13 protein-coding genes are annotated in these 13,385 nt (G+C 71.9%); 8 read left to right on the forward strand and 5 right to left on the reverse strand.

Annotated elements, in window-relative coordinates; translation table 11 throughout:
• Positions 1-9 precede the first annotated feature (9 nt).
• On the reverse strand, positions 10-681 hold the full coding sequence (locus ABJI51_RS39645) for a TetR/AcrR family transcriptional regulator (RefSeq protein ID WP_348956308.1): 672 nt from the start codon (positions 679-681) through the stop codon (positions 10-12).
• Positions 682-740: 59 nt separating this feature from the next.
• Between ABJI51_RS39645 and ABJI51_RS39650 the strand changes: the two genes are divergently transcribed.
• The 5 genes from ABJI51_RS39650 to ABJI51_RS39670 are packed head-to-tail and all read left to right on the forward strand — an operon-like array spanning position 741 to position 5,709.
• On the forward strand, positions 741-1,529 hold the full coding sequence (locus ABJI51_RS39650; RefSeq protein WP_348956309.1) for an alpha/beta fold hydrolase: 789 nt from the start codon (positions 741-743) through the stop codon (positions 1,527-1,529).
• Positions 1,526-2,422 (forward strand): alpha/beta fold hydrolase, encoded by an 897-nt coding sequence (locus ABJI51_RS39655; protein WP_348956310.1) that lies wholly within the window; start codon positions 1,526-1,528, stop codon positions 2,420-2,422. The genes ABJI51_RS39650 and ABJI51_RS39655 overlap by 4 nt, the downstream gene beginning before the upstream one ends.
• Complete coding sequence (locus ABJI51_RS39660; RefSeq protein ID WP_348956311.1) at positions 2,419-3,906, forward strand: FAD-dependent oxidoreductase; 1,488 nt, start codon at positions 2,419-2,421, stop codon at positions 3,904-3,906. Before ABJI51_RS39655 ends, ABJI51_RS39660 begins: the two co-directional genes overlap by 4 nt.
• Entirely contained in the window at positions 3,903-5,165 is a 1,263-nt protein-coding gene (locus tag ABJI51_RS39665) for an amidohydrolase family protein (protein WP_348956312.1), read from the forward strand. The genes ABJI51_RS39660 and ABJI51_RS39665 overlap by 4 nt, the downstream gene beginning before the upstream one ends.
• Before the next feature lie 7 nt (positions 5,166-5,172).
• Positions 5,173-5,709 (forward strand): TetR/AcrR family transcriptional regulator, encoded by a 537-nt coding sequence (locus tag ABJI51_RS39670; protein ID WP_348956313.1) that lies wholly within the window; start codon positions 5,173-5,175, stop codon positions 5,707-5,709.
• A gap of 45 nt (positions 5,710-5,754) precedes the next feature.
• Here ABJI51_RS39670 and ABJI51_RS39675 read toward each other — a convergent pair whose 3' ends face one another.
• Positions 5,755-6,561, reverse strand: a complete 807-nt coding sequence (locus ABJI51_RS39675) for a dienelactone hydrolase family protein (protein ID WP_348956314.1) — start codon at positions 6,559-6,561, stop codon at positions 5,755-5,757.
• A gap of 381 nt (positions 6,562-6,942) precedes the next feature.
• Between ABJI51_RS39675 and ABJI51_RS39680 the strand changes: the two genes are divergently transcribed.
• Both ABJI51_RS39680 and ABJI51_RS39685 read left to right on the forward strand, forming a co-directional pair.
• Positions 6,943-7,512: a DUF3558 family protein gene (locus ABJI51_RS39680; protein ID WP_348956315.1), complete on the forward strand. Its 570-nt coding sequence runs from the start codon at positions 6,943-6,945 to the stop codon at positions 7,510-7,512.
• A 155-nt stretch (positions 7,513-7,667) separates the two neighbouring features.
• The gene (locus ABJI51_RS39685; protein WP_348956316.1) at positions 7,668-8,069 is read left to right on the forward strand and encodes a hypothetical protein; all 402 of its coding nucleotides are present in this window, start codon (positions 7,668-7,670) and stop codon (positions 8,067-8,069) included.
• A gap of 16 nt (positions 8,070-8,085) precedes the next feature.
• On the opposite strand, the gene ABJI51_RS39690 is transcribed toward ABJI51_RS39685, so the two are convergent.
• Together ABJI51_RS39690 and ABJI51_RS39695 are read right to left on the reverse strand one after the other, a co-directional pair.
• Positions 8,086-10,533: a hypothetical protein gene (locus ABJI51_RS39690; RefSeq protein ID WP_348956317.1), complete on the reverse strand. Its 2,448-nt coding sequence runs from the start codon at positions 10,531-10,533 to the stop codon at positions 8,086-8,088.
• A 40-nt stretch (positions 10,534-10,573) separates the two neighbouring features.
• Positions 10,574-11,503 (reverse strand): extracellular catalytic domain type 1 short-chain-length polyhydroxyalkanoate depolymerase, encoded by a 930-nt coding sequence (locus ABJI51_RS39695; protein WP_348956318.1) that lies wholly within the window; start codon positions 11,501-11,503, stop codon positions 10,574-10,576.
• Positions 11,504-11,719: 216 nt separating this feature from the next.
• Here ABJI51_RS39695 and ABJI51_RS39700 point away from each other — a divergent pair, with 216 nt between their 5' ends.
• Positions 11,720-12,553, forward strand: coding sequence for a PaaX family transcriptional regulator (locus tag ABJI51_RS39700; RefSeq protein WP_348956319.1), 834 nt, complete (start codon positions 11,720-11,722; stop codon positions 12,551-12,553).
• Here the strand turns inward: ABJI51_RS39700 and ABJI51_RS39705 are convergent.
• Positions 12,532-13,275 (reverse strand): class II glutamine amidotransferase, encoded by a 744-nt coding sequence (locus ABJI51_RS39705; RefSeq protein ID WP_348956320.1) that lies wholly within the window; start codon positions 13,273-13,275, stop codon positions 12,532-12,534. The genes ABJI51_RS39700 and ABJI51_RS39705 overlap by 22 nt on opposite strands.
• Positions 13,276-13,385: the final 110 nt, after the last annotated feature.

The raw sequence follows: 13,385 nt of genomic DNA on the forward strand, positions 1-13,385 counted from the left end.
GGCACTCCGTCAGCCGACTGGTGCGGCCGCGCGCAGGCCCTCGACGATCAGGTCCAGCCCGAACGCGAACTCCTCCGCCAGCGGCACCGGCAGCGAGCCCGCGACCGCGAGGGTCGCCGGGAACCGGTCCGGCGGCACGTCCTGGAAGAGCGCCCGTGCCCGCTCGCCGGTGTCGCCCGATCCGGTGAGCTGGATCGCGAAGCCGAGGACGTAACGCGCGAGCGTGGCGTAGGCGCGGGCGGCGAACTCCGGCGGGAACCCGGCGCCGAGCAGGACGGCCAGGCAGCGTTCGCGCAGCAGCATCGCGTTCGGCCCGGTCGGCGTCTGCTCGATGAGCAGGGGCGCGATCCTCCGATGCCGTCCGAGCGTCTCGAACATCGCCTGCGCGACCGTCCGGCATGCCTGGTCCCAGGTCAGGTCCGCCAGTGCCGCGGCGTCGAGGTCCACCTCGCCGAAGACGCGGTCGATGACGTGCGTGACCAGCGTCGCCCGGTTGCCGAAGTGGCGGTACAGCGTGGCCGTGCCGGATTCGAGCCGCTGGGCGAGGGTCCGCATCGACAGGGCTTCGGCGCCTTCCTCGTCGACGAGCTGCAGGGCCGTGGCGAGGATCCGGTCCAGCGGGACGGCGGGGCGGCCCCGCGAGCGTCGGGTGGCCGCGGCGGGCGGAGACGAACTGGTCACGCCCGCCAGTATGCCGTCCGGTTGACACCCCCGACAATAACGGCAACACTGTTGCCATTATGACGAACACCCAGTCGATCCCGGTGGACGGCCAGCGCGTCCACTACGTCCGCGCAGGTCAGGGGCCTGCCGTAGTCCTGCTGCACGGCAGCGGGTCGTCACTGGAGGGCTTCGAGCGGGTCGCGGCGCTGCTGGCGGTGTCCCACGACGTCATCCGCCCGGACCTGCCCGGCTTCGGGCGGACCGGACCGCGGCCCGACCGCGACTACCGCGTCCGGACCTACGCGAGCACGATCGCGCGCTTCATGACCGCGCTGGGCGTGCCGCGGTTCGCCGTGGCCGGCAACTCGCTCGGCGGCAACATCGCGTGGAACCTCGCCCTCGACGCTCCCGAGCGGGTGGACGCGCTGGTGCTGATCAACGCCACCGGCTACCCGGAAAAGACGCTGCCCGCGGGCCTGCGGCTCGCCCGGAACCCGCTCCTGCGCCCGCTGCTGCGGCGCTGGCTGCCGCGCGGCGCGACCGCGCGCGGGCTGCGGGAAGCCGTCGGGACGAACACCGCGATCGTGGACGACGCCATGGTCGACCGGGTGCACGCGCTCACCGGCCTGCCGGGGAACCGGTCGGCCTTCGTCGACTTCGCGAACACCGACCAGCCGGACCGCAGCGCCGAGATCCCGAAGATCTCCGTACCGACACTGGTCCTGCGCAGCGCCGCCGTCGACGGCCAGCACTTCGCCCGCGACATCCCGGGTGCCCAGGAGCGCGTCCATCCCGGCGGCGGTCATCTGCTGCCGGAAGAGGACCCGGACTGGGTCGCCGCCGCGATCAGGGAGTTCCTCCGATGAAGTACTTCGTCGCGTCCGACGAGGACCGCAGGCTCGACCCGGAAACGCGGCGGGCGCTGCGCGGCAGCTTCGTCACCCTGTCCGACGGGGTGACGCACTACGAGCTGACCGGTCCGGAAACGGGGGAACTCGCCGTGCTGGTCGGCGGTCTCACGATCCCACTGTCCTATTGGGACGGTGTGGCCGCGCGGCTGCACGCCCGTGGTCTGCGCACTCTGGCCTACAGCGCCTACGGCCGCGGCTACTCCGACCGGATCCGGGGCCGCTACGACGAAACGCTGTTCGTCCGCCAGCTCGCCGAACTGACCTCGGCGCTGGATCTCACCGCACCGCGGCACGTGGTCGGGACGTCGATGGGGGCCCTGGTCGCGATGGCCCACGCGAACCTGTCGCCCGAAACCGTGGCCACGCTCTCGATCGTCGGCCCGGCCGGGCTGGCCCGGCGGCCACTGGCGCAACGGTTGCTGGGCAACGACGTCGTGGGCGGGTTCATCGCCCGGCGCTTCGGCCGCGGGCTGCTGGAGGACCACCTCGGGCACAACGTCCGCGACCCCGGTCGCGCGGAGGAACTGGCCGCGATGGTGCTGGACGCCTACCGGTGTGAAGGCTCCCTCCACGCGTTCTTCCAGACGCTGCAGGACTTCCCGCTGTACGAGCGGCAGGACCTGTTCCGCAGGACGGGAAGCCTCGGGCTGCCGGTCCTGCTGGTGTGGGGCGACGACGACCAGGTCACCCCGATCACCCATCTCGACACCGTGCACGACCTGCTGCGCCCGCGGCAGACGCACGTCATCACCGACTGCGGCCACATGGCCCCCTTCGAACGGCCGGACGACGTCGGCGACCTGCTCGCGTCGTTCACCGTTCCGCACCCGGATCGGCTCGAACCATGAACGCACCCCTCGACGTCCTGATCGCCGGCGCCGGCCCGGCAGGCACCACACTGGCAATCGACCTGGCCCGCCGCGGCCTGGCCGTCCGCGTCGTCGACAAGGCCCCGCACTCCTTCGAAGGCTCGCGGGCCAAGGGCATCCAGCCCCGGACGCTGGAGGTGTTCGACGACCTCGGCGTGCTCGGCGACGTCCTCGCCGGCAGCAGCGACTACCCGCGCCTCGGCATACACCTGGGCCCGCTGACCTTGCCGTGGCGGATGTTCCGCAACCGCGACCGCAGCACCGACGTCCCGTATCCGAACACCCGGCTGATGCCGCAGTACCGCACCGACGCCGTGCTGCACGACCGGCTGGAGCAGCTCGGCGGGAAGGTCGAGTACGGCCGGGAACTCACCGCGTTCGAGCAGGACGGCTCGTCGGTCACCGCCACCGTCACCGGGGACGCGGGCACCGAACGGATCACCGCCCGCTACCTCGTCGGCGCCGACGGCGGTTCGAGCGCCGTCCGCAAGCTCCTCGGCCTCGGCTTCCTCGGCGAGACCCACGAGCAGGACCGGATGCTCATCGTGGACGCCGTCACCGACGGCCTGTCCCGCGACCGCTGGCACATCTGGCCCGGCGTGCGGGGCCGGTTCGCCGGTGCCTGCCCGCTCCCGGGGACCGAGCTGTTCCAGTGGATGATCCGCCTGGCCCCGGACGAAGAGCCGCCCGAGGGCGAGGAGGGGGTCACCCGGCGGATCCGGGCGCACACCGGCAACCGGCACATCGCCGTGCGCGACGTCCGGTGGCGGTCGGTGTTCCGGCCCAACATCCGCCTGGCCGAGGCCTACCGCCGCGGGCGGGTCTTCCTCGCCGGCGACGCCGCGCACGTGCACACCCCGGCGGGCGCGCAGGGCCTCAACACCGGCATCCAGGACGCGTACAACCTCGGCTGGAAGCTCGCCCAGGTCCTCGCCGGAGCCGACCCGTGGCTGCTGGACAGCTACGAAGCCGAGCGCCTGCCGATCGCCGCGGGCGTGCTCGGCCTGTCCACGAAGAAGTACGCCGGGATCGCCAAGCTGGATCCGTCGAGCCTGCGCCGCGGCAAGGACGAACAGCAGCTTTCGCTGACCTACCACGGCGGTCCGCTCGCCCCGGCCGGAACCGACCGCACGACCACACTGCAGGTCGGCGACCGCGCGCCGGACGCCGACCTGGGCGGGTCACGGCTGTTCGACATCTTCCGGGGACCGCACTTCACGCTCGTCGCGTACGGCTCGAAGGCCGCGGCGGCAAGCGACGAACTCGGCTGGCCCGCCACGGGAGCGCCGCTGCGGCGGATCACCGTCGACGGACCGGGCAGCTTCCGCCGCGCTTACGGCGTCGAAGGGGACACGCTCCTGCTGGTCCGGCCCGACGGCTATCTCGGCCACATCGCGACCCGGGACTTCCTGGCCTCGACCCGAGAAGCCGTCCGCACGATGATCCCGGAGGTGCCCGCATGAGCCGCATCCTGCTGCGTGGCGCGCACGTGATCACCATGGCCCCTGACCGGCCCGACGCCGAACGCGCCGACGTCCTCGTCGAAGACGACCGTGTCGCCGGGGTCGGCGAACGGCTCGACGCGACCGGCGCGGAGGTCGTCGACGTGAGCGGCCGGATCGTCCTGCCCGGCCTGGTCAACGCCCACCTGCACACGTGGCAGACCGCGCTGCGCGGCGTGGGTGCGGACTGGACGCTGGCCGACTACCTCGGCCGCCTGCACGGCGCGGTGGCCGGGCACTACCGTCCCGAGGACATGCGGATCGGCACGCTGGCCGGTGCGCTCAGCCAGCTCGACCGCGGCACGACGACCCTGGGCGACTGGTGCCACAACACGCCCACCCCGGACCACACCGACGCGGCGCTCGACGGCCTCCGCGCGTCCGGCATCCGCGGGGTGTTCCTCCACGGCACGCCGTACTCCGCGCCCGACGCGACCCATCCCGCCGGGGAGATCGACCGGCTGACCGGCGGCCCGCTGCTGACCTTCGGCATGGCCGTCCGCGGCCCGCAACTGTCCACTCCGGACACCGCGGTCGCCGACTTCCGTGCCGCGGCCGAGCGTGGGCTCGTGGTTTCGATGCACCAGAGCGGCGGCGAGCCGGGCCCCGGCTGGGAGGCGGTGCGGGACGCCGGGCTGCTGAGCCCCGCCACGAACGTCGTCCACGGCGCCGGGCTCACCGGCGACTGGCTCAAGACGCTCGTCGACGCGGGCGCGAGCTTCACGAGCACGCCGGAGAACGAACTCGGCCAGGGCCACGGCTTTCCGCTCACCGGGCAGCTGCTCCAGCTGGGTTCCGCACCATCGCTGGGCACCGACACCGACGCGGTCACGCCCGGCGACGTGCTGTCCGCGGCCCGGATCGCCCTGGCACACCAGCGCGGTCACGACCACGACGACCACCGGCAGGCCACCGGATCGTTCTCGTTCACCGCGACGATCACCGCCAAGCAGGCGCTGTCCTGGGCCACGGTCGAAGGCGCACGCGCACTCGGCCTCGCCGACCGCGTCGGCCGGATCGAGCCGGGTATGCAGGCCGACCTCGTCGTCCTCGAAGGGGCCACGGCAAACCCGGTCGCGTCGGCGCTGTACGCGTCCGCCGTCGAGGCGGTCATGATCGCCGGCCGCTGGCGCAAACGCGGCCACACCCTCCTCGGCGTCGACCTCGGCGCCGTGCGGGACCAGCTGCGCGAATCCGCCGCGCACCTCCTCCCCACCTGACGGGCTGATGGGCAGGCGCACCGAACTCGCCGTCCGGACGCGGGCCGACCTACTCGCCGCGGCGAAGCGGCTGTTCGGGGAACGCGGATATCCCGACACGGGGATCGCCGACATCGCCGCCGCGGCCGGGCGGGCCGTGGGGTCGTTCTACCGGCACTTCGCGGGCAAGGAAGAACTCCTCGCCGCGCTGCGCCACGAACTCGCCGAGTCGGCGCCGCCGTCCCCGGACGGCGACGACGCGATCCGCGCGCACGTCACGGCCTGCTGGACGGCGCTGAGAACCCACCGCCCGACGGCGATCGCCCTGCTGCAGTCGGCGGTCGCGGCGGCTCCGGCGTCGGGAACGTTGTGGCGTGAACTGACCGGCTGGACGGCCCCGCTGCGACGGCATCTGGAGGCCCGAGGCGTGGCCGACCCGGAGCTGGTAGCGGCGGCGGTGGGGGCCATGCTCGCCGGGCTCAACCACGCCCTCCCCGCGGGAGACGACCGCGTGGCCGACACCGTCACGAACCTCCTGCTCCACGGTCTGCCGCAGTCGTCGTGAGTGGTAATTCGGGTTAGACCCCGAATTACCACTCACGACCGGTGTCTACAGAGGACAGGTGCTGCGGTACAGCGAAATGCCCGTGGCGTCCGCCACTGTCGGGCAGAGGAACCGCTCGTAGCGGGTGTCCCGGTCGAGCGCCAGTTTCAGCCACGGCACCAGCGTGCGCATCTCGACGGTGTTCGGCCGGGTCGTGAACAGGTGGTCCACGCCCGCGATCTGCACGTAGGCCTTCTTCAGCGCCGCAGGCATCGTCGCGTACAGCCGGTCGAGGTACGCCGGGGTCACGACCGGGTCGCGCTGACCCGAAATGAACATCGTCGGCACCTGGTCACCGGCCAGGTCGAGGTTGCCCACCGGAGACCCGGGCGCGAGCCCGACCGCCGACTTCAGCGACGGGCGCCGCAGGGCCGCGAGCAACGCGCCCGCACCACCGGCCGAATGACCGATGACGCCCAGCCTGCCCGCGTCCACCCGGGCACGCACCGGGCTCTTCTGCACCAGGTAGTCGAGCGCGGCAAGCAGCTGCATCGCGCGGGCGTCGGCGCTGTCGGTCCGGCTGAGCGTCTCGATGCCGAGGACAACGAACCCGAACGACGCCAGCCTCGGCCCCATCCAGGCTTCTTCGTTGGCAAAGAGGGCGGAATAACCGGGCACGATCGCCACGGCACCCCAGGTGCCGAAGCGCGTGTCGACCGGGTAGTAAACGTATCCGCCGTTGAACCCGTTGCCCGGCGGGATCTTCGCCTGCGCCGTCGCGAACGGGCCGTACGGCGCCGCCACGCTCGCGAGCGTCGGATCGGGTCCGCGCTGGTACGGGTTGGCGGCCGCAGACGCTTGCGGAGCGGCCACCACACCAAGAACCGCCGCGACGATGGCCACGGCTCGGGAAAGAACACCTCGCATGTGCTGTGCCTCCTCGGACGACCGGCCGATGACGCACGGTAAGATCACCGGAGGGGTACGGCCAACCACCGCGATTTCCGGCCGCCGTCGATTTCCTCGAAACGGCCAGCTCAAAGTCTGACGCGCTGCCTCGTCCGGTGGCTGAAAGTTACAGATCCGGCGCACCCGGCTATGGTGGGCGGCACCGGACGCCGAGGGCGGGGAGGCCCGGTGAAATGGCTTCAACAAGGGGTGACTGGAATAGTTCCGTTCCGAGGGGCGCCCGGGAGCACCGGAAACCGGTCGAACAGCACGCACCGACCGGCGTCCAGTCCCAGAGGCGTCTCGATGGCTGACCGGATCCGACGAGCCGCGCTGGGTGGCGTCGTCATTGCCTTGGCCGCGACGGGCTGCAGCGGTCAGGGCGAGCCGGTCCCGACCACGTCCGCGCCGGCTCCGATGACCGAGGCGCCGCTCGATGCTGCCCGCTATCTCGCCAGTCCCTGTTCCGGCGTACCCGCCGGCCTCACCGTACAACTCGGCCTGGCCCAGCGAGCGGAGGCGCACAACACCGTTCTTCCCGGCGCCGGTGACCAGTCCCAATGCCGGCTCTCGAGCGGACCGCCGTTGTCCGCCGCGGCCGAAGTCCGGTTCTATCCCGGAGCACGGCCGCTCCCGCTCGTCACCGGAACCGGTAGCGAGGTGATACCGGCTTCGGTGGCCGGCTATCCGGCCGGTGAATGGATTCCCGGCACCGGCACCGACGGCGGTTCCACCTCCTGCCAGGTGATCGTCGACATCGCCCCGAACCAGGGAATCGGCACTGTGTACAACAGTCCCACCGGTGAGGAAGTCACGGCGTCGTGTGCCAAGGCGAACCAGCTCGCCCAGGGAGTCGTCGCCGCACTGGCGCGCTGAAGCATGCGGGAACTCGCCGATGCGATCGGCACGTCTGCTGCCTCATCCCGGCGATGGTTGCGACGTCGCCTCGGTCGGCGCTAAATCAGAATTGGCACTCGGTGCGGTCGAGTGCCAATCAGCGCTGACGTGTGCCCGAACGGAGGACGAACCCCATGGGGCTGGAGAAGGTCTGGATCCGCACCCTCAGCGACGGTCTCCTGCGTGCCGACCAGGTCGTCGGCCTGACCTCGCATGCCACGCCGTCGCTGCCCGGGAAGGCGCCGCGGTGGCTGCTGGCCGCCACCGTCTCCGTTCCCGCCGGCAGCGGGGCCGCCGGGAGCGGGTGGGACATCGGCATCCTGCACCGCACGCTCGCCCAGTGCCGGACCGAGCCCCTCGGCGCGCCCGAAGAGCTGGCTCGGCTGCTCGCCCGCCTGGACCGGCCGGGCACCGCCGGGATCGTCAAGCCGGTGACCGACGGCGGTGGCGTCCGGTTCACCTTCACCCCGTTCACCGAGGACGTCGAGGACACCGCCTTCGCGGACGCGGTGCGGGAGGAGGTCCTGGTCGGCTGAACCCGGCCACGGTCGCTCACGCCAGGTTCCGCGCCTTGCGGAAGTCCGCCAGCCGCCGCCACGCCAGCTGCGGGTGGGCGGCCATCTGCCGGCGGGCCAGCGCCAGCTGGTCGAACTCCCGCGTGAGCGACTCGTGGCCGAGCGAGTCGTCGAAGACCTCGAGGAGCGTGGCGCAGAACAGCGTGAAACAGCCGGCGTTCCAGCGGACGACGTCGGTCGGCCGCACCGTCGTGTCGACCGTCTCGCCGACCAGGTCCTCCGCCATCCTCGCCAGCTCCAGGGCACCGGTCGTGTCGCGGATCGCCAGCAGCCGCGCCGTCAGGGCGACGTGCTCGGGTTCCGCGGCGAACGTGCCCAGTAACCCGACCAGCGCGTGGATCTTGCTCGCCAGGTCCCGCCCGACCAGGGCCCGGGTCACCGTGGCCAGGCCCGGCTCGTGGTCGCGGGCGGCCACGTCCAGCATCTCCACGGTGTAGCGGCGCAGCTCCCGCGGCAGGCCGCCCGACAGGCAGTGGTTGAGGTAGCAGAACTGCTCCGTGACGCCGGGAACCCGCGACACCACCCACTGGCGGCTTTCGTCGAGCGTGAAGTGCTCCAGCCGCACCATTTCCGAAAAGGCGCTGTCGAACGCGTCGCGGACACCGAGACCGCGCTGTTCGAAGTCGAGCACGGCGTCGTCGGAAACCGACACGAAGAACAGGCAGCCCGGGACGCCGAAGATTCCCTTGACGTCGTTGACGAACTGGTGCGCCTTCTCCGGCTCGCCGATCTTGTCCAGCTCGTCGATCGCGATGACCATGCGGCCGATCAGCTCGTGCTCGCGCAGCGTCCGCGAACTCTCGCCGGCGAACAACCGCAGCTGCTCGACCACCTCCGGATGGGTCAGCTGCTGCTCCGCCCGCTGCGTCGACCACGTCCGGCCCGCCTCGCCCTTCAGCGGCAGGGTCAGCTTGCCCGACCAGCCGGTGGTGTGCGTCTGCAGGAACCTCGTGCGCGACAGCTGCCGCAGCGCCGACCGCCGCAGTTCGAAGAGGTCGCGGTGGCGGCGTCGGGCGCCGACGACGATCAGCCCGCCGAGCGGTGCCCGGACCACGAACGCGGCAAGCAGCCCGGCGGCGAGGGCGATCAGGCCCAGCGCGACGACGTGCGACGGCGGCTGCCCGGTCCACAGTACCTGCGCGGACGACGGCAGGTCCGCGGCCACCGCCGCGCCGAGCCTGCCGAGTTCCGCCGCGAACCGGGCCGCCGGAACACCCCACAGCAGCAGTGCGCCACCGAGGCAGGCGAGCACCAGTGCCAGGGCACCCGCACCCCGGCGCAGCGCCGCCCGGCGTTCGCCTCTGGTGCGCGGCAGTATCGGCGCCAGTGCCTGGGACGTCCGGTCGATCACGGTCTGGCAGATCAGGGCGTGCAGGTGCAGCACGAAGTCGCGGGCTTCGTAGTTCGCCGGCGCCGAGGCCATGACGACCAGCGGTGGCAGGCCTGCGGTGCGCAGCTTGCCGTCGCGGACGGCCTCGATCGCGGTCGTCTTGCCCACCCCGCGCGAGCCGGCGAGGGCCACCGCCCCGGACTCGGCCCGCTCGATGATGCGCCGCAGCCGTTCCGTCCCTGCGGTCACGACGACTTCGCCGTCCCCCTCGAGTGCCGAATCACCGGTGTGGACGAGCTTGGTCCCGTAGCGCACGGAACGGTGGGAGCGCACGAACTCGTGGATCGCCGGCACGACGAGTTCCGCGATCAGCTCGGCGTGCCGGTCGCCGAGGCGCAGCAGATCCGGATGCGGCCGCGGCTCACCCCGCTGTGCTCCGGCCATGTGCCGCATGACGACCCGGGCCGACAAGGCCGTCACCCCGACCAGCCCGGCCACCGCGACCACGTGCCACGGCAGCGGAAGCAGCGGCCAGGCGGCCCTCATCAGTGTCAGGTAGCCGACGCCGCCCGCCGCAACCAGGAACAGCAGCGCATACTGCCCGGCGGTGAAGGACCGCGACGGCGGAGCCGGCACACCGCTCGCCCGGTCCTGCGCGATGCGGATCCGGCCGACGAGCGAGGCGTCGGCGTACAGGCTCCGCCGGACGTCGTCGCGTTTCAGTCGCTCTTCGGCCAGCGCCCGGTTGATGTCCGGGTCCGCGAGCGCCTCTTCGGTCAGCACGCGCAACGCCAGCCGCGCGGACCAGAGGTCGAAGACGTCGAACTCCGGGCTGCCGAGATACTCGGTGATCACACCGGCCCGTTCCCGCCCGAGGTGTGCCCGGTCGTCCTCACGCATGCCGTACCTGAGCGCCGGGCCGAGGAAACAGCACGCCAGTCCCGCGCAGAGCAGCGGAACCGACACCGGCTCCAGCGTGTCCGAGAGCGTCACGTAGCCGACGAGCAGCAGACCGGACAGCGTGAGCAGCGGAAGCCCGAGCCGGCGCATCCGTTCGTGCGCACGGCTCGGGCCTGGGGTGAGGGATCCGGGCACCCCGGCGATTCTTCCAGCCGCCGGGGTGCGCCGGGGGTCTTCAGCCGGACAGGCCGAAGAACGCGATCGCGGCGGCGGCCATGCCGGTCGACGGCAGGCTGTGGCCCGCGCCCTGGATGCTGTACGCCTCCACCTGCACCTTGCCGGAGCTGTCCGCGTAACGGCGGCGGTTCCAGTTCGCCTGGGGCGTGTCCGTCGACGTCGGTGTCTGGCTCAGGCCCAGCACGTTGGTCCACTGCTCGATTTCCTCCTGCAGCAGCGAGTACGGCACGAGCGTGTCCGCGGTGCCGTGCCACAGCTGGACCCGCGGGCGGGGACCGGTGTAACCCGGGTACGCCTGCCGGACCGCGTCACCCCACTGCTGCGGGGTGCGGTTCATGCTGCCGCCCGTGCACTTGCTGGACCACGGCGGGAAGTCCGCGGCGTTCGCGAAGCACGCGAACGGGACGCCCATGAACGCCGCGCCCGCCTTGAACACGTCGGGGTAGAGCGCGAGCATCTCGTTGGTCATCATGCCGCCGGACGACGAGCCGGTCGCGAAGACGCGGGCCGGGTCGCCGCCGTAGCGCTGCTCGGCGTAGGTCACCATCGACACGATCGACACCGGGTCGCTGCCGCCGCCGCGGCGCTTCGCCGGGTCGGACCAGGTGTCGAAGCACTTGCCGAACCCCGCCTGCTGCTGGGCGCTCGGGTAGATCACGAGGAACCCGTACCGGTCGGCGAGCGAGGCGAACTCGCTGCCGGAGTAGAAGCCGGGACCCGATCCGCCGCACCCGTGCATGGCGACCACGATCGCGGGCTTGGCCGGATGGGAGTCCGGCACGTAGATGTGCATCCGCATCCCGCCAGGGTTGTTCCCGAAGCCGGTGACCTCCACCAGGGACGCGGCCGACGCCGGCGCGGTGAGCCCGGCGAGGCCGAGTAGCAGGATGCTGGCCACTGTCACGAACGCCGTTCTGAATCCACTCATCGGTGACCTCCGGTCGGCGATCCCCCTCGCCTCAGCGAGAGTAGGCATATCGACGACGACCGTCAACGATTCATCGAATGAATTTCGGGTCCGAAAGTTTCGATGTGTGCTTATGTGACAAGAAAGTTCGACACGTCGCCGTTGATCGTCACCGACATGACGAATTCGTGTTCCGAGGTAGGTTGGGCGGCGGTGGATCTGGCGAGGAGGTGGCGCATGCCGGCAGCCGACGCGCTCCCCGACGGCGGGCACGGACCGGCCGTACGGCCGGAGACGCTGCTGCTCGCACTCTTCGGCGACCACGTCCTGGACCGCGGGATCGCCGTGTCGACCGGGGGCGTGCTCGCCGTGCTCGGCCGCCTCGGCGTCGGCGAACACGCGACCCGGGCGACGCTCAGCCGGATGAGCCGCCGCGGGCTGCTGCGGACCGTCCGCCGAGGCCGCCAAGCGTTCCTCGGGCTGACCGAGCACGGCACCGCGGTGCTGCGCGACGGGCAGCGCAAGCTCGACGGCGACGTCGTCGACCGGCACTGGGACGGCCGGTGGACGCTGCTGAGCTTTTCGGTGCCGGAGAGCCGCCGCGCGGACCGGCACGCCCTGCGCACCCGGCTGGGCTGGTTCGGGTTCGGGCTGCTGCGCAGCGGCCTGTGGGTCTCGACGTCGGCCACCGACATCTCGCCGGCACTGGCCGAACTCGACCTGCTCGACCACGCCGAGGTGTTCCGCGCGGAACCCTTCATGTGGACCGACCCGGCCCGGATCGCCCGCGAGGCGTGGGACCTGCCGGAGATCGCGGCAGGCTACGAGGAGTTCCTCCAGCGATGGACCGGCGACGACGGCGGCGGGCCCGACGAGCTGGCCCAGCGCACCCTCCTGGGCGCGGAGTGGCTCCTGCTCATCCGCCGCGACCCGGTCCTGCCGCCCGCACTGCTGCCCGAAGCCTGGCCGGGCGTGCGCGCCGCGGCGCTGTTCCGCACCCTGCGCCACCAGTGGGCCCGGCCCGCCGGCAAGCTGGCCGCGGAGCTGCTTCAGTCCATTGTGGAGGAATAAGGCCGAGGGGCGTGAACCGCGACACGCAGGCTCTTCCGCTCGACCTCCAGAACGTGCCGCTGCGGCAGCACCTGCCACCCGTCCTGCGGCCAGCCAGTGGACCCGACCAGCACCCGGCCCGGCTCCACGCGGTAGCGCAGGTCGAAGAAGTCCGCGCCCCGGCGGCGGCTCACCGGACTGTCCGGATCGTGCTGGGTGTAGGCGTAGAGCGCCTGTTCGGTGAGCAGCAGGCAGTTCAGGCTGCTGAACTCCGCCTGCCCGGCGATCTCGGCCGCCGCGGTCGCGATCGCCGCGGGTGGTTCGTGGTCGCGCAGCAGGGCCAGCACCCGCAGGAAGTACCGCTCGCTGTCGGTGTTGCCCTGCGGCTCGGCCGCCAGGCCGTCCAGGACGTCCGGCGGCAGGAAGTGACCATTGTGGACGAACGCGGCGCCGTCGGCACTGAACGGATGCGTGTTGACCGCCCGCAGCGGCATTCCCGGGCTGGCCAGCCGGATGTGTAGCACGGCCGCGTCGGTCTCACGGGCGGCCAGCTCGGCGAACTCCGCGCCCTCCCGCGCGGGCGTGGTGTGCCGGACCACGGTCAACCCGGCGGAGCCGGTGTGCGCAGCACCCCAGCCGTGGCAGTGTTCCGCGGACAGCTCACGGAACGCCCCGGCGTGCGAGCCGAGCGACTCGGCCAGCGGCACCGGCGTGCCGGTGACCACCCCCAGCAGACGGCACATGGGATTCCTTTCACGACCGGGCAAAGCGCCTCAGGCTAACCGGCGGCCCGGGGATCGGCGAACGGTTTTCGCCATGGCCGGAAACCGTTCCGGCATCCGCGGAAGCGGCG

The sequence above is a fragment of the Amycolatopsis melonis genome (assembly GCF_040064235.1).
In the GTDB taxonomy this organism is placed as follows: Bacteria; Actinomycetota; Actinomycetes; order Mycobacteriales; family Pseudonocardiaceae; genus Amycolatopsis; species Amycolatopsis melonis.